We start from the raw sequence: 19,732 nt of genomic DNA, 5'->3' as shown, positions 1-19,732 counted from the left end.
CCGGCGCCAAGCGAGCGCTTCATCACTGTGGAGGATTTTGCTCGCGTAGCCCGGCTCTCGCGCCGGACGATCGACCGCTACCGGCGCGACCGCCCTGTTGGCTTCCCCAAGGAGTATGACGTGAGCCGGGGCAGGGTGCCGCGGCCGCGGTTCAAGCTGGCAGATGTCCTTGCTTGGATGGAGACGCGGGCGCTCTGGTAGGCGCGACGATTGAGGTGAGGTGCTCGAATAAGCCAGTTTGCCGACGTACTGTGAACCGCAAAGTTCTCAGCTTTTCCCGGCTAACCAATCGTCGGGCACGCGGATTCATCATCCGCGTTCTGCTTGGAGTCGAACCACTTCGTTCGTCGAAGGGCAGTATCTCAGTTTTCGCGTCGCAAAACTATGAATGACGTCTTTGCGCCAGAAGCCATAACCGCCGCCAGGCGCTGCCGCGAAAGAAAGAAAACCGATGGAACAGAGCTGCGCGATCATTGTCATATCCGCTTCCTCAGCGATATCGCGGCGCGTGCCCTGACGTGCTCCCCTGAAATGTGACCGATTTTGAGTAGAGTCCGACGCGAAGGAGTCGGACGTAATGAAGCGAAGCAGGTTCAACGAAGAGCAGATCATCGCGAGATTGAAGGAGCATGAGGCGGGGAAGCCGACGGCGGATGTATGCCCCCCCGAACGAAGCCCCCGGCCGGGCACATCCGCAGCGAGATTCTTCGCGCGACCGAATGGCGCCTATAATAATGTCCATTTTTTCGATCCTAAGGCCGGCGCACGCCGTTGCTGGGGATCGCAAAATAACATATGCTGCCGCCGCGGCTAGGAGGCCCACGCATGGCGATGCGATTTTCCCCCCCGGATGGCCCGTCACGGGCATTCAGTCCGCCCGACCGCTTCGCGGATGCTGCGGGGGGCGCGCCGCCCACCACCCGTTACATGCCGGAGCCGCAAGGCGCCGGCTTTTTCTTGTCGGTGCGGCCGCGCCACGACAATCGGCGCGCGCGCATACCGGCCCTGTCGCGATTGCTGCTGACCTCGGCGGCGTCGATCGCGCTGCTTTGCCTGGCGGAGGAGCCGGCCTTTGCGCAATGCACGGTCGACGACGCCAGCGTGACCTGTTCCGGAACCGATCCCGACGGCGTCACCATATCGCCCCCGCCGCCGCCCGGCCCCGATGTTGAGCTCACGGTCACCCCCCGGCGCGACCGTCAACGGCCCCATCGTGGTCGATGGCCTGTCGTCGTTGATCGTCAACAACAATGGGCAGGTCAACGGGAACATCACGGTCACCAACAACGGCGATTTCCTGCTCGATCAGAACGGGACCTTCGGCGGAACGGCGGTTTCGGTCACCGGCTCCGGATCGAACCTTCTGCTCGTTCGCGCGGGGCGTTCGGTCAACAACATCAGCCTGACCGGCGAGCAGAATGAGGTCGAGAATTTCGGCGTTCTGAACACCAGCCTGACGCTCGACGCGACCCTTCTCAACACGATCGTCAATCGCGCGGGCGCCGCGGTCAACCAGGTCAACCTGATCGGACCCTTCAATACGGTGGACAACAGCGGACTGTTCAACCAGGGCATCAGCTTTGGAAATGGCCATACCGATTCTGATCGCCCCGACAATGCCGACAACATCGTCACCAACCGCACTGGCGGGGTGATCAACGGCATCAGCAGTAGCGGCGGATCGTTCGACAGCGTCGACAACAGCGGGACGATCAACGGCGCGATCAACCTCGGCGCGGGCGACGACCGCTATGTGAACCGCGCACAAACGAGCGGCGGTGTCGACCTAGGCGACGGTAACGATCTGTTCGTCCTCTCCGCGGGCACGATGTGCTGCACCGTCGCGCTCGGCAACGGCGACGATGACGCCTTCGTTTTCGACGGCGTGATCAGTTCGGATATCCAGGCGGGCGCCGGGAACGATCATCTATTCTGGCAAGGCGGCTCGATCGTCGCCGGCGTGCGCATGGGCGAGGGCGACGATGTCGCGCAATTTTCCGGGCTCACCTCCAGCAATCTCCCCGTCGGGCTGGCCGTCGATGGCGGGCTCGGCAACGATCGCCTGATCTGGGAGAATACGCAGAACGGCACCGGCATCGACGTCGGCTCGATCACTTATTGGGAACGGATCGACCTGACCTTCAATTCGGTCCTCACATTCAAGAATTACAGCACGCTGACGCTCGGCGACCCCGGGACCCAGACCGGCAATCTGGGGATCAGCAACATAAGCTCGGTGCAGGCCGGTGGCGGCACGCATGTCGTTCGGCCGTGGGACCCGGCCGCGCTCGCTTCGGTGGTCAATGCCGGTATCATCGATCTGACCAATGGCCCGGCGGTCGCGACCGACCGGTTCGTTATTTACGGCAATTATTCCGGGCGGAACGGGCGGCTCGGTTTGCAGACGGTGCTGGCCGGCGACGATTCGCCGTCCGATCAGCTGGTCATCCAGCGCGATTCGAACGCCACCGAAACGCCGACGGCGTCGGGCGTCACCCGGATCCGCATCACCAATCTCGGCGGGCCGGGCGACCAGACGCTCGCCAACGGGATCAGGGTCGTCGATGCCGTCAATGGGGCCGCGACGACGGCGCAGGCCTTTGTGCTCGGCGACAGGGTTGCGGCCGGCGTGTTCGAATATCAGCTGTTTCGCGGCGGCGTGACGCAGGACCCGGCGACCGATGATGACTGGTTCCTGCGGTCGAGCGTCCTTTTGTCGCCGATGCCGACCGTGCCCGTATCGCCCCCGCCGCCGCCTGTGTCGCCGCCGCCGCCGCCGCCGATAGAGCCGCCGCCGCTCCCACCGCCCCCACCGCCACCGCCACCGCCACCGCCCCCGCCGCCGCCGCCGCCACCACCGCCCCCGCCGCCGCCCGTGGAGCCGCCACCGCCGGTATCGCCACCGCCGGTGTCACCGCCGCCGGTATCGCCTCCGCCGGTATCGCCACCGCCGGTGTCGCCGCCGCCCGTGTCGCCGCCGCCCGTGTCGCCGCCGCCCGTGTCGCCACCGCCGGTGTCACCGCCGCCGGTGTCGCCTCCGCCGGTATCGCCACCGCCCGTGTCGCCACCGCCGGTGTCACCGCCGCCGGTGTCGCCTCCGCCGGTATCGCCTCCGCCGGTGTCACCGCCGCCGGTGTCGCCTCCGCCGGTGTCACCGCCGCCGGTGTCACCGCCGCCGGTGTCGCCGCCGCCGGTGTCACCTCCGCCGGTGTCACCGCCGCCCGTGTCGCCTCCGCCGGTGTCGCCTCCGCCGGTATCGCCACCGCCCGTGTCGCCACCGCCGGTATCGCCTCCGCCGGTATCGCCTCCGCCGGTGTCACCGCCGCCCGTATCGCCGCCGCCGGTCGCACCATCGCCGCCACCGCCGCCGCCACCGCCGCCAACGCCGATCATCCGGCCCGAAATTCCGGGATATGTGGTCGTTCCGGCGATGGTGCAGCAGCTGGGTGTCGCGTCGCTGGGCACTTTTCACGAGCGGCGCGGGGATCAGTCGCTGGTGATCAGCGACGGGAAGCCCCAGGCGATCTGGATGCGGATTTTGGGCGAAGACCAGGATCAGGGTTGGACATCGACCCTGGGCCAGGCGGGATTCGACATTGCCCCGCGCGTCGACGGGAAGATGTGGGGGTTCCAGTTCGGTCTCGACCTGATCGGCTATGGGGGCGAGGACGCCGACGGACGGATCGGGTTATTCTATTCCCATGGCGAGGCAAATGGGACGATCTATGGCAACACGCTGGCGACGCGCGACAGTCGCTCGGGCCATCTGTCGCTCGATAGCGACAGCGCCGGCGCCTATTGGACGCACATCGGCGAGAGCGGCCGGTATCTCGATGCCGTTCTGCTTTACAGCTGGATCGACGGCGAGGTTCTGGCCGATACCGGGATCGCGATGGATGCCAAGGGCGAGGCCATGGCCGCGTCGCTCGAAGCGGGCGCGCCTTTCCCGATCGGCGATGGCTGGTCGATCGAGCCGCAGGGCCAGATCATCTGGCAGCGCGTGCGGCTGGACGACAGGGTCGATCCATTTTCGACGATCGGCTATCCCCGTTTCGACGCCTTCACGGGCAGGCTGGGGTTCCGGATCGAAGGGGACACGATCACGGCGAACAGGCCGTGGCAATATTTCGGCAGCGTTGATCTGTGGCACAATTTCTCGCAAACGGTGAAGGTGCAGTTCAACGACCAATATATGGAGACCGCGCTCGGCAATACCTCTCTCGAGCTGCGCGGGGGCGTCGCGGTCCGGTTGGCGCCCAGCCTCTCGCTCTTCGGTTCGGTCGGGTACACGGCGAGCCTGGCGGACGAGAAGAATAGCAGCCTGAGCGGCACGGCCGGCCTCCGCATCCGCTGGTAACATCGTGAAGGAACTGACCGCCTATGTGATCGACGGCCATGACCTGCATATCCGGCCGGCGCGCACCGACCGGCGATGGATGGACGCAACCGACCAGCGCTTCGCCTATCGCTGCCTGCCGATCACCATCGCCAACACCTATGGCTGGGAGCTGCTTTGCCCGGCGGGCTTTTCGGCGGTCTGGGACGGCACCCTGGCTCGCGAGGCGATCGCGATAACGCCGCTATCGGACAAGCCGACACCCGCGATCAGCCATTTCGGCAATGCGATCCTGACCTTCCATGTCCCGTGCCTGTTTCAAACCGACTCCGGCGTCGATCTTTATGTCGGCGGCCCCGTCAACCAGCCCAAGGACGGCATCGCGCCGCTTTCCGGCATCATAGAAACCGACTGGTCGCCCTATACCTTCACGATGAATTGGATGTTCACGCGCCCGCACCATCCGGTGCGGTTCGAAACGGGCGAGCCCATCTGCCACATCTTTCCCGTGCGTCTGGGCGAGATCGAGACCGTGGCGCCGACGGTGCGGAAACTGTCCGAAAAACCCGAGCTCGAACAGGAATATCGGCTGTGGTCCGAAAGCCGCAGCAGCTTCAACGCGGATCTCGCGCGGCCCGATTCGGACGCCTCGCGCGAGCGGTGGCAGAAAAACTACTTTCGCGGCATCATGCCCTCGGGGCGCCCCGCGGGCGAGGGGCATCAAAGCCGGCTGCGGCTGCGCCCGTTCAGCGACGGCGATCCGTCGGATGCTGAAAAGGAACCCGACGCGGATTGAATACCGGCGGCGGTCACGCCCCGTTCGCGCCGATCGTCGAGGATCGCCGGGGCGAGTTCGGCGGAGCGCCGGACCGCGCGCCTCTGATCCCGGCTCGTCAGCTCCCGTCGATCAGCTGAGCGGTCGCGGTTTTCAACATGCTGGCCGTATGATCGAGGATCGCATCGCGCGTCATTCCGGTTCCCGCGTTCGACATTTCCATCGCGGCATAGCCGAATTCGACCATCATGCGCATATGCTGCCAAATCTCCTCGCGCGACCGGCCGGGGATTAGCGGCGCATAGGCCTCGACCAGCCGTTCGGTGGCATAATTGTGCGATTCGAGCCGGACATGTTCGAGGCGCGGCGTCGCGTGAAGCGCGCGCTCGATCCAGACCCCGCCCGCTTCGCGTTCGGTGACTTCGATCGACTGGCGGAGCAGCTCGCGGAAATTGTCCATATAGGCCGCGAGCCCGCCCGGAGCATGCTGCGCGAGCCAGCTTGTCAGGACGTGATTCTGGCGGTCCATCAGCCGTTCGCCGAGCGCCGCGATCACCTCATATTTATCGCCGAAATAATAATAGAGCGCCGGGGGCGTAACCCCGGCGCGCTCGCAGATCATGTTTGTCGAAATCCGGTCCATGCCGACCTCGGCGAGCAGGGCGCCCGCGGTGTCGAGCAGGCGCTCGCGCGTGGATTGTCGATTCTTGTCGGCATCCTTCAACTTCGGCCTCGCCACCGCTTGCACCTCCCTGCGCGTCGCTCCGGTTCCCAGCGCCTAGCATGAACCGTTCCATCTCGTCGCCTTTCAGCGTTGATTTAATATAGCTGTCACTATAATGTAGCGAAAGCTATAACAGGATTGAGGGAAACAGGGACATGAAAAAAGGGGATAAATTGCGAATCTCGACCGCGATGCTCGTCACCGCGGCAGCTCTGATCCCGGTGACGGCCGGCGCGCAACAGGCGGTCGAGGCCGAATCGGTTCAACAGGGCATCGGCGATATCGTCGTCACCGCGCAGCGCCGCGAGCAGAATCTGCAGGATGTGCCCGTCGCCGTCACCGCCTTTTCGGGCGACACGATCGCGAACCTCGGCATCCAGTCGAGCGCGGATATCGGCGGAGTCGTTCCCAATCTCGAGATCGGCCTGCCCGGCGGCGAAGGCAATCAGCCGCTGATCTATATCCGCGGCGTCGGGCTCGCCGACTTCAATTCGAACAATTCGGGGCCGAACGGCGTCTATGTCGACGAAGTCTATGTCAGCTCGCCTGGCGCCCAGACCTTCCAGCTTTTCGATCTCGACCGCGTCGAGGTGCTCAAGGGGCCGCAGGGGACGCTCTATGGGCGCAATGCGACCGGCGGCGCGATCAACTTCATCACGGCAAAACCGAGCCGTGATTTCGAGGCGCACGCCTCGCTGTCCTATGGGTCGTTCGATGCGGTCACCGGCGAGGCGGCGGTCGGCGGCCCGATCAGCGAGGGCGTGCGCTTTCGCATCGCGGGGACGGGCACCCACGCAAAGGGCTATGTCCACAATCTTTTCACCGGCCGGCGCGAGAATGGGCAAAATAGCTTCGCGCTGCGCGGCCAGCTGGCGTTCGACATCAGCGACACGTTCGATGCGCTGCTCAACGTCCACGGCGGCAAGGTCGATGTGCGCGCGCCGCAATATCGCAGCCTCGGCATGCTCGATCCCGATACCGGCTTTACGGCGCCCTGCGCGGCCGATGCGGTAATGGCGAATCAATGCGGCAATGTCCTCGGCTATGTCAGCCCGCCGCGCTTCTATGACGGCAACTACGACAAGAGCGAACCGCTCGAGGTCGGAAATCTGGGCGCATCGGCGCGCTTCAATTGGGATCTGGGGGGCGTCACCCTGACCTCGATCACCAGCTATGACGACAATGACAAGACGCATCGCGAGGATTCCGACGCCAGCCCCTTCGCCATTCTGCACATCGACTATCATGTCGCGTCCAAGACTTTCACGCAGGAGCTTCGCCTGGCCGGTTCGACTGGAATCCTCACCTGGGTCGCGGGGGGCTATTATCTTCACGAGGTGCTGAAGCAGAACCAGACCGTCGATCTGTTCCGCGAACTGCGCCCGCTGACGCCCGATGGCGGCGCCGACCCGACCGGCGCGACGACCGGCGGCGCCCCCGTGCTCTTTTCGCGCACCATCAATCGCCAGACGACCGAAGCGGCGGCCGGTTTCGGCCAGGTCGAGATCGAGATATCCCCTGCGCTGCGCGCAACGCTCGGCGGGCGCTACAATTACGAGCGCAAGCGTTTCGAGGCCTCGGCGCAGTTCGAGGATGCGGTGATCGACGGCTTCCCGATCCCCGGCGGGGTCCTCCCGCTCTATGCGTTCGACAACAGCGACACCTATGAAAATTTCTCGTTCCGCGCCGGCCTCGACTATGACGTCGCCGACGATGTCATGGCCTATGCCAGCGTTTCGACCGGGTTCAAGAGCGGCGGGTTCAACGGCGGCTTCCTGAGTTTCGACCCCGCCGAAGCGGCGGTCCAGGCGCAGCCGTTCGACGAGGAAACGCTCACCGCCTATGAAATTGGCCTGAAGTCCACATTGCTCGACCGGCGCCTGCGCCTCAATGCGGCGGGCTTCTATTACGACTATAAGGACCTGCAGCTCTACACGCTGGTCAACACCGGCGCGCTGCCGCTTTCGCTGCTCGACAATGCGGCCGATGCGCGCATCTATGGCGCCGAGTTCGAGGTGATCGCGCAGCCGGCCGACCGGCTCGACATGACGCTCAATCTCGGGCTCCTCGATACCAAGATCAAGGATTTCTCGAGCGCCGGGACCGACTATTCGGGCAACCGGATTCCCCTGTCGCCGACCGTCACCTTCAGCGGCATCGTGAATTACGACGTGCCGCTGTCGCCCGGCGTCCTGCTTGGTATTCAGCCTTCGGTCTCGTACCGCAGCAGTCAGTTCTTCTCGACCGACAACAATCCGCTTTTGAAGCAGAATGGATATTGGCTGGTCGGGGGACGGCTCGCGGTCAAGGATGAGGACGGCCGCTGGGAAGTAGCGCTGTTCGGCCGCAATCTGACGCGAAAGAAATATATCAACTTCGCGATCGACCTGTCCGACTTTGGCTTCATCGAACAGTTCCGCGGCGAGCCCCGGATGTTCGGCGTCGAGTTGCGGGTCAATTACTGATGCGCGCGGCGCCTCTTCTCTGTGCGGCCTTCCTGCTGGCGGCGTGCCAGCAGGAACCGCCCGCCACGCCGTTGACGCCCGAACAGAGCGACGCGCTGCGGCCCGCCGATGCGCGCATCGCCGGCATTTACGAACAGTCGTGCAAATCCTGTCACACCGTGCGCGACACCGGCGCGCCGCTCGCCGGCGATCGCACGCAATGGAACCCGCGCTGGGCCAAGGGTGAGGACAGGCTGCTCAAGAATACGATCGCCGGCTTCAACGGGATGCCTGCGGGCGGACAATGTTTCGCCTGCACCCCCGACGATTACAAGGCGCTGATACGCTTCATGGCGGGGAGGGACAAATGAACAAGGTAACGCGGCGAGCATTGCTCGCCAGCGGCGGCGTGATCGGCGCCGGCGCGCTCGGGGTCGGCGGCCTCGCGGGACGCAACTGGCTCCGCGACCGCGAGCCGCCGGTTCTCCCGGCGGCGGATGCCAACGGACGCCTGCTCTGGACCAACTGGTCGGGCATCGCGCACAGCTATCCGCAAAAGCGTGCGGCACCGCGCAGCGAGGACGAGCTGCTGGACATTTTGACGAAGGCGCCGGCGCCGATCCGCCCCGTCGGTTCGGGACACAGCTTCACCGCCATCGTTCCGACCGAGGGCACGCTGTTGACGCTCGACGGCATGACCGGGCTGGTCGACCACGACGCCGCGACCAACCGCGCGACGGTGCGCGCCGGAACGCGGCTCGTCGACCTCGGCCCGGCGCTCGCGGCGATCGGGCAGGAAATGGACAATCTGCCCGACATCAACAAGCAATCGGTCGCGGGCGCCATGTCGACCGGCACGCACGGCACCGGGCGCGGCATCCCGGCGGTGCACGGGTCGGTGATCGCGATGCGGCTGGCCACTCCGTCGGGGGAGGTCATCGACTGCGACGCGACGACCCGGCCCGAAATATTCAACGCCGCGCGCGTCGGCGTCGGGGCATTCGGCGTCGTCACGCAGGTGACGCTTCAGAACCAGCCGCTGCGGCGTGTCCTCAAGCGCACCGAGATCCGGCCCACCGACGAGGTGATCGAGGATTGGCCGGCGCTGCGACAGCGGCACCGCAACGTCGAATTCTTTCCGCTGCCCTTCACCAGCTATTCGGTGGTCGTCTCGCACGACGTGACCGATCGGCCGCTCAAGCCGCGCGGCCCCGACACCGACGTCGAGTTGATGATGGGGATCAAGAAGCTGCGCGACTGGTTCGAGTTCGCGCCCTCGCTCCGCCGCAAATATGCCGATGAGGAACTGGCGAAGGTGCCGCCCGAGGACATGGTCGACGAAGGCTGGAAACTACTGTCCAACGAGCGGCCGGTGCGCTTTAACGAGATGGAATATCATCTGCCGATCGAGACGCAGATGACGGCGTTGCGCGAGGTGCTGGCGGCGATCGAGGCGCATCGCCGCGATGTCTTTTTCCCGCTCGAAGCGCGCGTGATCGCCGCCGACGATGCATGGCTCTCGCCTTTCTACCAGCGCGAGAGCGGCTCGGTCGCGGTGCATGCCTATTACCGCGAAGACTATGATTTCTTCTTCAGCATCGTCGAGCCGATCTTCCGGCGTCACGGCGGCCGTCCGCACTGGGGCAAGCTGCACAGCCTGAAGGCGCGCGATCTCGCGCAGATCTATCCGCGCTGGCGCGACGCGAACGAGGTGCGCCGCGAACTCGACCCGCAGGGCCGGATGCTCAACCCGTTTCTGAAGGGACTTTTCATCGATGGCTGACGCAAAGAATCCGCGGCGCTGGACGCGCCGGGCGGCCATTGCCGGCGGCGGGCTCGCGCTTGCGGGGGGCGTCGGGGTGCTCGCGTCGCGCAAGGGCGACCATGGCGGCGCGCACGACGCCTATTTCGTCGCCCTGTCGACGGCGCTGCGCAAGGCCGGGATCGCGCATCCGGTCCTCGTCATCGACCAGCGACGGCTCGACCGCAACATCGCGGCGGCGCGCGCGACGCTGAAGCCTTCGGGCCTGCCGCTGCGCATCGTCGTCAAATCGCTACCCGCCACCGGGCTGATCGACCGGATCGCGAGCGGCCTGCCGACGAACCGCTTCATGGTCTTCAACGGCGCGATGCTCGAGACGATGGCCGCGCGTCCCGATGCCGACCTGTTGCTCGGCAAGCCGCTGCCCGCGATGCAATATGCCGAATTTGTCGACAAGGCGGGCGCCCAGGTCGCCGGCCGCGTCCAGTGGCTGATCGACACGCCCGAGCGGCTCAGGCAATATGCCGCGATCGCAGCCGCCCGCAACGCGCCGCTGCGCGCGAATATGGAGATCGACGTCGGGCTCCACCGGGGCGGATTCCCCGACGGCCGGGCGCTTGCCGAAACGCTCGATCTTGCCCGAACCTTCCCGCACGTCGCGGTCAGTGGGCTGATGGGCTATGACGCGCATGTCCCCAAGATGAGCGACCCCGACGAGGCCTATGCCGCCTCGCAGCGCCAATATCGCACGGCCATCGGCGTATTGCACGACAAGCTCGCGCTCGATCCCCGCACGCTCACGCTCAACGGGGCCGGCAGCCCGACCTATGCGCGTCACGCGGCCGGCACCGCCGCGAACGAGGTGTCGGTCGGCTCGGCGTTCGTCAAGCCCGCCGATTTCGACCTCGATACGCTGGCGCGCCATGCTCCGGCGAGTTTCATCGCGACCCCGGTGATCAAGGCGAAGCGGATGGAATTGCCGGGCAGCGAGTGGCTGACCGGTCCGATGACGTTCCTGGACCCCAATGCCGCGCGCGCCTTTTTCATCTATGGCGGGCATTGGCTTGCGACCCCGGTTTCGCCGCCCGGACTTCAGTTCAGCACCCTGTTCGGGCGGTCGAGCAACCAGGAAATGCTCACCGGATCGACGAGCGTGGCGCTGAAGCCCGACGACTATGTCTTTTTCCGCCCCAACCAGAGCGAGGCGCTTTTCTTCCAGTTCGGCGACATCGCGCTGTTCGACGGCACGGCCATCTCCGGCGGCTGGCACACGTTTGCGGTTTCCGCCTGACCGTCGGACACCATCTCACCGGATTTCGCCCAGCGCCGGATGGGTGTCTGATATGGCATGGACACTCATCAATGTACGGACGCTATCGTGGATCTTCGCCAACTTCGCTATTTCGTCGCCATTGCCGAGACGAAGAACTTCAATCGTGCCGCCGAGCGCCTGAATGTCTCGCAGCCACCGCTTACTGTCGCGATCCGGAAACTCGAAGAGGAGCTCGGAGTGCGGCTCTTCGACCGGAGCAGCCGGGGTGCGTCGCTCACCGCTGCCGGCGCCGCCGTTCTTCCCGCCGCGCGCGCCAGCCTGGAGAATGCCGCCGCCGTTAGGGAATTTGCCCGTCTCGGGGCCAAGGGCGAAAGTGGGCGCCTCCGCATCGGCTTCATCGGCTCGGCTGTGAGCGGGCTGCTGCCGCGGATCATCCCCGCCTTTCGGGCCAAATTCCCGCGCGTCGAGCTGGAACTCGCCGAGATGACAAGTCTCGGAATCGCTCAGGCGCTCGAAGCGCGAGAGCTCGACGTCGGTTTGGTCCGCCTGCCAATGATCAGGGGCGGAGACCTTCGCCTGTCGGTGATCGAACGCGATCTCCTCTTCGCCGCGCTTCCCGGCGCGACGGATTCGGGCACCGACACGCCGATTCCGCTCTCCCGCCTCGCTGAGGAGCCTTTCATCGTCCACAGTCCGGTGAGCATTCTCCACGCGGTGACGCTGCTCGCGTGCCAGGCGGCCGGCTTCGTGCCGCGGATTGCGCAGGAGGCGGTGCAGATCCAGACAATATTGAGCCTGGTGGAGTCCGGCCTTGGCGTTTCGCTCGTTCCTGCGAAGATGGCGCGCTCTGTGCCCCAAGGCGTCGTCCTGCGGGCGCTGCGCGAACCGGTGGCGATCGCTACGGGCGTTGCGAGCCGGCCCGACGCCGGACCGCTCGCGCGCAATTTTATCGCCGTGGCAGAAGGTCACGGCGATAACGGTTAGATATCAAGTCGGCGTGGAATAATATTGGAACCGCCGCATCGGTATCGGCATCGGCTGCGCGGGCTTCGGCAGCATGGCTGGGGCGCATGGATGCCGAGATATGTTCGAGACCCTGTCGCTGCAAACAATCCCGCCTGAAGATGAGGCGCTGCGCCCGATCATCCGGGCGCTCGCGGCAGAGGTCGCCGACGGTGTCGCTGCCGACGTCCGCGCGCGCTCGTGGCAGGGCTTCGACAGCGCATTCAGTCGCAGGCTCGGGGCGGAGGGCTTCATCGGCCTGACGCTTCCGAAGCGCTATGGGGGAAGCGAACGCGGCCCCTTCGCACGCTTTGTCGTCGTCGAGGAGCTGCTCGGCGTCGGCGCCCCGGTCGCGGCGCATTGGATCGCCGATCGCCAGAGCGCGCCGCTGATCCTCAACTTTGGCACTGAGGAACAGCGGCAGCACTATCTGCCCCCCATTTGCCGCGGCGAGCTGTGTTTCTGCATCGGGATGAGCGAACCGGGGTCGGGGTCGGATCTGGCGAGTGTACGCACACGCGCCGACCGCACGGCGGGGGGGTGGCGGCTCAACGGTCAGAAAATATGGACGACCAACGCGCCACATTCCGACTATATGATCGCGCTGGTGCGCACCTCCGGCGGTGCCGAGGATCGTCACGACGGCCTGTCGCAGCTCATTGTCGACCTGAAGGCGCCGGGCGTTGTCGTTCGTCCGATTGTCGACCTTGCCGGCGACGCGCATTTCGCCGAGGTGTTTTTCGATGATGTCGACCTCCCCGCCGAAGCTCTGATCGGGGTCGAGGGGGAAGGGTGGCGGCAGGTCAATGCCGAGCTGGCGTTCGAGCGCAGCGGACCCGAGCGCATCTATTCGAGTATCGTCCTGCTTGACGCTTGGCTGACGCACCTGCGACGGTCGGGCGTTGCGACCGAGGCGACAGTGCGGCTCGCGGGCCGCTTTACGGCCCGGCTTGCAACGCTGCGGGCGATGTCGATCGCCTGCACCGGACAGCTTGCGAGGGGCGAGAGTCCCGTCATCGAGGCATCGCTCGTCAAGGATCTCGGGACCAGCCTCGAGCAGGACATTCCGCAAGCGATCGCCGATGATCTGGCATCGCGTCCCGACGATGCCGTCGACGGCGAATTGCTGCGAACGCTCGCCTATGTGACACAGGTCGCACCAAGCTTTTCATTGCGTGGCGGCACACGCGAAATTTTGCGCGGCATTATCGCGCGCGGAATGGGACTTCGCTGATGGCCGACATGGATTTCGCCGCGCCCTTTGCCCGAATGGTCGACGCTGCTTGTCCGCCCGCGACGGTGCGCGCGATCGAGCGGGGCGAAAGCCATGCGGCATTGTGGGATCAATTCGAAAAGTCCGGCTTTCTCGATGCGCTCGTTCCCGAATGTGCGGGCGGTTCCGGCCTGTCGCTCGCGCAGGTCGGCCCGCTGATACAGACGGCCGGCCGCCACGCGCTGCCGCTTCCCGTCGGCGACACCATGATTGCCCGCTGGCTTTTCGCCATGCTGGGCAAAGCGGCTCCGCACGATGCGATCCTGCTCGCATCGACCCGCGCGGCGCTGACCCGCCGCCCTCCTACCGAAGTCGCCGATCTCGGGCTCTTCGAAAACGGCGGCGAGCTCTATCTGGCAGCCCTTGCAGGGTTGTCCGACGAGACGCCGGTCGAGCATGTCGGGCCGGTACCCGAAGGCGGCCTTCGTCTGCTCGCAGCGCTCGTCCGCGCTGCCTCGATCGCCGGGGCCGCCGGGGCGCTTCTCGATAGGACGGTCCGTTATGCGAACGAACGCGTCCAGTTCGGAAGGGCGATCGGCAAGCAGCAGGCCGTTCAGCAGCAGCTCGCGGTGATGGCCGAACAATGTGTCGCGGCGCGCGTCGCCAGCGAGATCGGCTTTGCCGGGCCGCTGCCGCTGCGGCCTGAGGCCGTCGCGATCGCCAAGGCCGTGACCTCAGCGGCCGCGCCGGTCGTCGCCGCGACCGCGCACGCGGTGCATGGCGCGATCGGGATCAGCGAAGAGTGCGATATCCAGCTTCTGACCCGCCGCCTGCACCAATGGCGCATCTCGGAAGGGTCCGAAGCCTATTGGGAAGGGCGGCTGGGAACAGCGCGGCTCGCCGATGTCGCGTCGAGCGTCGATTGGCTGGTTGCCGCGTCGAGCGTGCCGTCCCGCTGAACGGGGCTGATCAGCTGCATCTCTTCTATGTTGAATAATCAACAAATAAATGTTGCGGCCGACGTCTTGGAATGTCAGCACAGGACGCGCGCCGGGGAGGGGCCATGCGCGAACACGCGAAGGAGGTCCCTTCTATCGGGGCTTCGGCCAGGCGGCGGGGCGAGGATCATCGGATGCCGCCACCCGCCCGGTTGAGCGCGCCGGAAACCAGGTCGATCAACGGGGAGGGAAATCTATGGCCGACATATTGGATCTCGCGGGGCGGGTAGCCCTGGTCACCGGCGCGGGGCAGGGGATCGGCCGTCAGATCGCTCTCCACCTTTCCGGGCACAATAGCGGCGGCGTCGCGGTCAATGATTATTATCTGGACCGGGCGGAAGCGGTCGCGAGCGAGATAAGAGCGGCCGGCGGCAAGGCGATCGCGGTGCAAGCCGACGTGACCGACCTCGAGGCGGTCAAGGACATGAACGAGCGGATCGTGGCCGAGCTCGGGGCGGTCGGCGTCCTCGTCAATAATGCCGGCAATATGGGCGCCAATCCGTCCCCCGATGTCCGCAAGCCTTTTTGGGAAACCGGGCCGGACGTCTGGAACCAGTCGATCGGGGTCAATCTCTATGGCGTGATGAATTGTGCCGCAACCGTCGTCCCCGGCATGATCGCGCGACAGGCGCCGGCGCGCATCGTCACGATCATCTCCGATGCCGGGCGCTATGGCGACGCGGGTCTCGAAGCCTATGCCGCGGCGAAGGCGGGCGCCGCCGGCTTTTCGAGAAGCGCGGCGCGCAGCCTCGCGCGCTTCGGCATCACGGTAAATTGCGTCGCGATCGCCGCGACGCGAACGGCAGCGACCGAAAGGCTGATGGACGATCCCGAGCGGATGAAGCGAGTCTTTGACAAATATATCGTCCGCCGTCCCGGCGAGCCCGTCGATATCGCGAACATGGTCCTGTTCCTCGCATCGGACGCCAGTTCCTGGATCAGCGGTCAGACCTATCCGGTCAATGGCGGGATGACCCTCGCGCTTTAGGAAGGGCCCCGTCATTCTGCCGGCTACCGACGGCCGGCTGCCGGTCGCTCACCGCATCTCGATCATTCGATAATATTTGTTGACTGATCAACTTATTGTGTCGAGGATGGCGCTCTGGCCATGCCCCGGACGAAGAGGGCGCGCCGGGAGAGAGGATCGAACACCATGGCCGCGAAGGCAAATGTCGCGCCGGGCAATGCGTCGGAAACGCGAATGGACGAGGGCTCGGGGGCACCGGGCAGTCGGATCTCGGATGACCCGCCGCCGCTTGGAAGGCGTCTGCGCGCGGCCTTCGGATTCGGTGCGGTTGCCAACGGGGTCAAGAATGCGAGCCTCGCCTCCTACGTCACCTTCTATTTCAACCAGGTCGTCGGAGTCGACGCCTCGGTGATCGGGATCGCCTATGCGGCGACGCTTATCGTCGATGCCGTAGCCGACCCGCTGCTCGGCCGATGGACGGATATGGCACGGTCGCGCTGGGGGCGGCGGCACCCCTTCATGTATTTCGCAGCGCTGCCGACCGCGCTGTTCTTCTATCTCCTCTGGTTCCCGCCGGCGGGGCTGTCCGACTTCGCGACGGGGCTTTGGGTCTTTACGCTTGCCGGTCTCGCGCGCGTGTCGATCAGCGCCTTCGAGATCGCGTCGTCCGCCATGGCGGTTGAGTTATCGGACGATTATAACCAACGGACCCGGCTGTTTTCGCTGCGCTATCTGTTCGGTTACATCGGGGCCTATGGCTTCAGCGCGGTCGCCCTGTCCGTGATCTTCAAAATGACGCCCGAATATCCGCTGGGTCAGCTCAACCCCGACAGCTATAGCGGCTTCGCGCTCTGCGGTGCCTTGCTGATCGCCATCGCGATCCTGGTATGCGCGCTCGGCACTCACAGCCGCATACCCTATCTTCCCCAAGCCGAGCCCCAGCAGGAGCGCATGCGGCTCGGGGCGCATGCGAGGGAAATGGCAACGGCCTTCCGCAATCGCGGTTTCCTCGCGATCTTCGGCTTTGGCGTCTGCAAATATACCGCAACCGGCGCCTACAGCGTGATGGCCCTTTATTTCGCGACCTATCTCTTCAAACTCACTTCGGCCCAGATGGCGATTCTGGTGTTGGACAGCCTGGTGGCGGCGATGCTTGCCGCGCCGCTCGCGCCCTATTTCTCCAACCGAATCGGCAAGCGGGCGAGTTCGATGCTGTTCGCCCTTGGCGGGGTTGCGGTCAGCCTCGTCCCGTTGCTGCTGATCTATTTCGACCTGTTCTTCGAGCCGGGCGACAAGCGGCAGATCGCCGCCCTGTTCGTGATCGGCGCTGTTTACGGAACGATGGTCACCATCTCGCTGATCAACACGACGGCGATGCTGGCCGATGTGGTCGAGGACTCCGCCGTCGAGACCGGACAGCGCAGCGCAGGGGTGTTTTTCGCAGCATCCAGCTTCATGCAGCAATGTTCGACCGCGCTCGGCTCGCTTGTCGCATCGCAAATTCTCGTCGGTTCGGGCTTTCCCAAGAAGGTCGATCCCGACCGGGTGACCGAGGCGATGACCGACGGTCTTCTGCTCAACTACATGCCCGTCAGTTTCGGTCTTTGGGCATGCGGCTGTGTGCTGCTGCTCTTCTATCCGATCACGCGGCAGCGGCACGAGGCGAATGTGGAGCAATTGCGCGCCTTGCGCGTGGCGGCCCGCGCGAAAGAGGCGGGCGGCGCGGTGGTAGCCGCACCGCCCGCCTGACCCGACCCGATGGAAAGATCGACCCGTTTGAGCCGCAGGTGCCGAAGGAGTGGCGTTGATGCTTGAAAATGTGCGCGTTCTGGAACTGTCGGAGCCCGCGACGATGCTGGCCGGGCAGATACTGGGCGACCTGGGAGCCGATGTGGTGACGCTGGAGCCGCCGTCCGGTGCGGCAGGGCGGCGACTTGCACCATTCATCGGCGGCAAGCCGGGGTTGGAGAACAGCCTGACCTGGCACGCGCTCAATCGCAACAAGCGCGGTATCACGCTCAACCTGTCGACACCGGACGGTGTCTCCCTGCTCGAGCAATTGCTTCCCGCGTTCGACATTCTGATCGAGGGCCCGGCGGGCCTGCCGGACGCCGACGCGATCGCCGTCCCCGAGCGGCTCGTCCGGTGCCGCGTTACGCCATTCTCACCTTCGGGACCCAAGGCGCACTACAAATCGACCGAGCTCATCCTGACCGCGGCGGGCGGCGCCCCGGCGCTGGCCGGAGACGTCGACAGGTCGCCGCTGTTCTTCCCGGTCCCGCAGGCCATGATGGAGGCTGGGGCGGACGCCGCCGTCGCGGCGATCGGCGGCCTTCTGGCCCGCGATCGCGACGGCGCGGGGCAGGCGATCGAGATCGGTGCTCACACCGCGGCGACGCTTGCCTCGCTCGGGCGGATTGTGGCGGCGAGGTCGGGCGGACCACTTGCCAGGCGCAGCGCCCCGACGACGATCGGACGGTTGCCGCCCGTGCCCGGACTGTTCGAATGTTCGGACGGATGGGCCGCCGTCACCTTGCTCTTCCTGCCCGCCTTCATGGGGCTGACCCGAGGGGTCGTCGCGTGGCTGGTCGACGAAGGAAGCCTGCCGCCTGATCATATGGAAATCGACTTTTTGGCGCTGACCAGCCGGCTCGCCCGGGACGAGGCCGATCCGGCGCCGCTCCACGACCTGATCGGCGCGCTCACGCGGACCTGCGCACAAAAGACGAAAAGCGAAATCGCCGAAGCGTCGCAGCGCCATCGCTTCATGGCGGCGCCGATCATGACGATGGCCGACATTGCCGCCTTCCCCCATTTTCGCGAGCGCGGCTTGTTCGCCGTGCAGGACATCGGCGGCGAACGCGTCGAAGTGCCGGCTCGCTTCGTTCAGTTCAGCGATTACGAAATTGGCGTCCGCCGCCATGCACCGGCGCTTTCCGAGCACAGCTGCGAGTTGCTCGCCGCTCATGCCGGCCTCGGCGAAACCGAGCTGCAGGCGCTGTTTTCCCAAGGGATCATCTGATGAACCTCCCGCTTTCCGGTCTTCGCGTCATCGATATGGGCTGGCTGATGGCTGGTCCCCATGGCGCCCGCTATCTCGCCGATCTGGGCGCCGACGTGATCAAGGTCGAATCGGGCAAGCGGCTCGATCCGCTGCGTGGCCTCGGTCCCTATCAGGATGGCCAGCCGGGGCTGAACCGGTCGCTCTCCTATCATATGACCAATGCCGGCAAGCGCAGCATCGCGGTCGACGTCAAGCAGAAGGAGGGGGTCGAGCTCGTGAAGCGCCTCGTCGCCACGGCCGACGTGTTCGTGGAGAGCTTCACGCCCGGTCAGATCGACAAGATGGGGCTGTCCTATGCGCTGCTCGCCGAGAAAAATCCGGGTCTGATCATGGTGTCGAGCGGCTTGCTCGGGCGCAAGGGCAGCATGGGAATGGGAATGAGCGGAACCGGCCTTACCGGCTCGGCCTATTCGGGCGCGACCAATCTCGTGGGGTGGCCGGACCGCGCGCCGGCAGGGCCATATGGGCCTTGGACCGACGCCGTGGCGCCCCGCTTTCTGGCCGTCAGCGTCCTTGCCGCGCTGCATCGGCGTCGTGCAACCGGGTGCGGAACCCATATCGACCTTTCGCAGGCCGAGGCGGGCCTCCAATTTCTGGCGCCGGCCTATTATGATTATGCCGCAAACGGGCACATCGCCGGGCGCGTGGGCGACGCGATTGCGCCGCTGAACGCTCCGTCGGGCCTATATCCTTGTGCGGGTGACGATTGCTGGGTGGCGATCGATGCCGTCGGCCACAAGGCCTGGTCCGCGCTGCGAAAGCGTCTCGCACCGGCGCTCGACGCGAAGGAATTCGACACGCTCGTCGGGCGGCTGCGGGCGCGCGCCAGCCTCGACGCCGCGATTGCGGGATGGACGCGGCATCGCTCGGCCCGGGAGATCGAGACCATGCTCCAGGCCGAGGGCATCGCGGCCCACGTCGTATCGAGCGACGCGGATCTGGGCGACGACCCCAACCTCGAAGCGCTCGGCCACTATGAACCGGTGTTCGACCCCTTGCTCGGCGATATCGTCATCCCGGCACCATCGTGGCGCCTGTCCGCCGATCCCCGGCCGGCGAGGTGCCCCGGACCGATCCTCGGCGCCGCTGGCGACGAGATCCTCCGGGAGGTTCTGGGGCTGACCGGCGCACAGATCGACGAGCTTCGCGAGGCAAATGTTCTCGGCTGACTTCC

General features: G+C 65.6%; 16 protein-coding genes. 14 read left to right on the top strand and 2 right to left on the bottom strand.

Annotation, left to right across the window (positions count from 1 at the left end; translation table 11 throughout):
- The first annotated feature begins 384 nt into the window (after positions 1-384).
- Entirely contained in the window at positions 385-537 is a 153-nt protein-coding gene (locus CHB69_RS20095) for a hypothetical protein (RefSeq protein WP_170935495.1), read from the top strand.
- A gap of 386 nt (positions 538-923) precedes the next feature.
- Here the strand turns inward: CHB69_RS20095 and CHB69_RS08835 are convergent, their stop codons facing one another.
- Positions 924-1,139, bottom strand: coding sequence for a hypothetical protein (locus CHB69_RS08835; RefSeq protein ID WP_089215643.1), 216 nt, complete (start codon positions 1,137-1,139; stop codon positions 924-926).
- Positions 1,140-1,165: 26 nt separating this feature from the next.
- Here CHB69_RS08835 and CHB69_RS08830 point away from each other — a divergent pair, with 26 nt between their 5' ends.
- Both CHB69_RS08830 and CHB69_RS08825 read left to right on the top strand, forming a co-directional pair.
- On the top strand, positions 1,166-4,357 hold the full coding sequence (locus CHB69_RS08830) for an autotransporter domain-containing protein (protein ID WP_089215642.1): 3,192 nt from the start codon (positions 1,166-1,168) through the stop codon (positions 4,355-4,357).
- Positions 4,358-4,361: 4 nt separating this feature from the next.
- Positions 4,362-5,132 carry a DUF6065 family protein gene (locus CHB69_RS08825; RefSeq protein WP_089215641.1) on the top strand — a complete coding sequence of 257 codons (771 nt, stop codon included), beginning with the start codon at positions 4,362-4,364 and terminating at the stop codon, positions 5,130-5,132.
- Between the two features lie 97 nt (positions 5,133-5,229).
- Here CHB69_RS08825 and CHB69_RS08820 read toward each other — a convergent pair whose 3' ends face one another.
- Positions 5,230-5,850, bottom strand: a complete 621-nt coding sequence (locus CHB69_RS08820) for a TetR/AcrR family transcriptional regulator (protein WP_141133950.1) — start codon at positions 5,848-5,850, stop codon at positions 5,230-5,232.
- A gap of 158 nt (positions 5,851-6,008) precedes the next feature.
- Between CHB69_RS08820 and CHB69_RS08815 the strand changes: the two genes are divergently transcribed.
- The 11 genes from CHB69_RS08815 to CHB69_RS08765 all read left to right on the top strand — a co-directional run bounded on the left by CHB69_RS08815 (position 6,009) and on the right by CHB69_RS08765 (position 19,727).
- Entirely contained in the window at positions 6,009-8,300 is a 2,292-nt protein-coding gene (locus CHB69_RS08815; RefSeq protein ID WP_212541910.1) for a TonB-dependent receptor, read from the top strand.
- Positions 8,300-8,650: a c-type cytochrome gene (locus CHB69_RS08810; protein WP_089215638.1), complete on the top strand. Its 351-nt coding sequence runs from the start codon at positions 8,300-8,302 to the stop codon at positions 8,648-8,650. Before CHB69_RS08815 ends, CHB69_RS08810 begins: the two co-directional genes overlap by 1 nt.
- On the top strand, positions 8,647-10,062 hold the full coding sequence (locus CHB69_RS08805; protein WP_089215637.1) for a D-arabinono-1,4-lactone oxidase: 1,416 nt from the start codon (positions 8,647-8,649) through the stop codon (positions 10,060-10,062). Before CHB69_RS08810 ends, CHB69_RS08805 begins: the two co-directional genes overlap by 4 nt.
- The gene (locus CHB69_RS08800) at positions 10,055-11,332 is read left to right on the top strand and encodes an alanine racemase (protein ID WP_089215636.1); all 1,278 of its coding nucleotides are present in this window, start codon (positions 10,055-10,057) and stop codon (positions 11,330-11,332) included. The genes CHB69_RS08805 and CHB69_RS08800 overlap by 8 nt, the downstream gene beginning before the upstream one ends.
- Before the next feature lie 87 nt (positions 11,333-11,419).
- Positions 11,420-12,298: a LysR family transcriptional regulator gene (locus CHB69_RS08795; RefSeq protein ID WP_089215742.1), complete on the top strand. Its 879-nt coding sequence runs from the start codon at positions 11,420-11,422 to the stop codon at positions 12,296-12,298.
- 100 nt (positions 12,299-12,398) lie between these two features.
- Complete coding sequence (locus CHB69_RS08790) at positions 12,399-13,550, top strand: acyl-CoA dehydrogenase family protein (protein WP_089215635.1); 1,152 nt, start codon at positions 12,399-12,401, stop codon at positions 13,548-13,550.
- Positions 13,550-14,488, top strand: a complete 939-nt coding sequence (locus CHB69_RS08785; protein WP_089215634.1) for an acyl-CoA dehydrogenase family protein — start codon at positions 13,550-13,552, stop codon at positions 14,486-14,488. Before CHB69_RS08790 ends, CHB69_RS08785 begins: the two co-directional genes overlap by 1 nt.
- A gap of 235 nt (positions 14,489-14,723) precedes the next feature.
- Complete coding sequence (locus tag CHB69_RS08780) at positions 14,724-15,515, top strand: SDR family NAD(P)-dependent oxidoreductase (protein WP_089215633.1); 792 nt, start codon at positions 14,724-14,726, stop codon at positions 15,513-15,515.
- A 165-nt stretch (positions 15,516-15,680) separates the two neighbouring features.
- Complete coding sequence (locus CHB69_RS08775) at positions 15,681-17,243, top strand: MFS transporter (protein ID WP_170935494.1); 1,563 nt, start codon at positions 15,681-15,683, stop codon at positions 17,241-17,243.
- Between the two features lie 58 nt (positions 17,244-17,301).
- Positions 17,302-18,516: a CoA transferase gene (locus CHB69_RS08770; protein WP_089215631.1), complete on the top strand. Its 1,215-nt coding sequence runs from the start codon at positions 17,302-17,304 to the stop codon at positions 18,514-18,516.
- Positions 18,516-19,727, top strand: a complete 1,212-nt coding sequence (locus CHB69_RS08765) for a CaiB/BaiF CoA transferase family protein (RefSeq protein ID WP_089215630.1) — start codon at positions 18,516-18,518, stop codon at positions 19,725-19,727. The genes CHB69_RS08770 and CHB69_RS08765 overlap by 1 nt, the downstream gene beginning before the upstream one ends.
- The last annotated feature ends 5 nt before the right edge of the window (positions 19,728-19,732 follow it).

Origin of the sequence: Sphingopyxis indica, from assembly GCF_900188185.1 — a bacterium.
GTDB classification, from domain to species: domain Bacteria; phylum Pseudomonadota; class Alphaproteobacteria; order Sphingomonadales; family Sphingomonadaceae; genus Sphingopyxis; species Sphingopyxis indica.
Note: the sequence above shows the minus strand (reverse complement) of the source record. Positions and strands in the feature narration are given on the sequence as shown.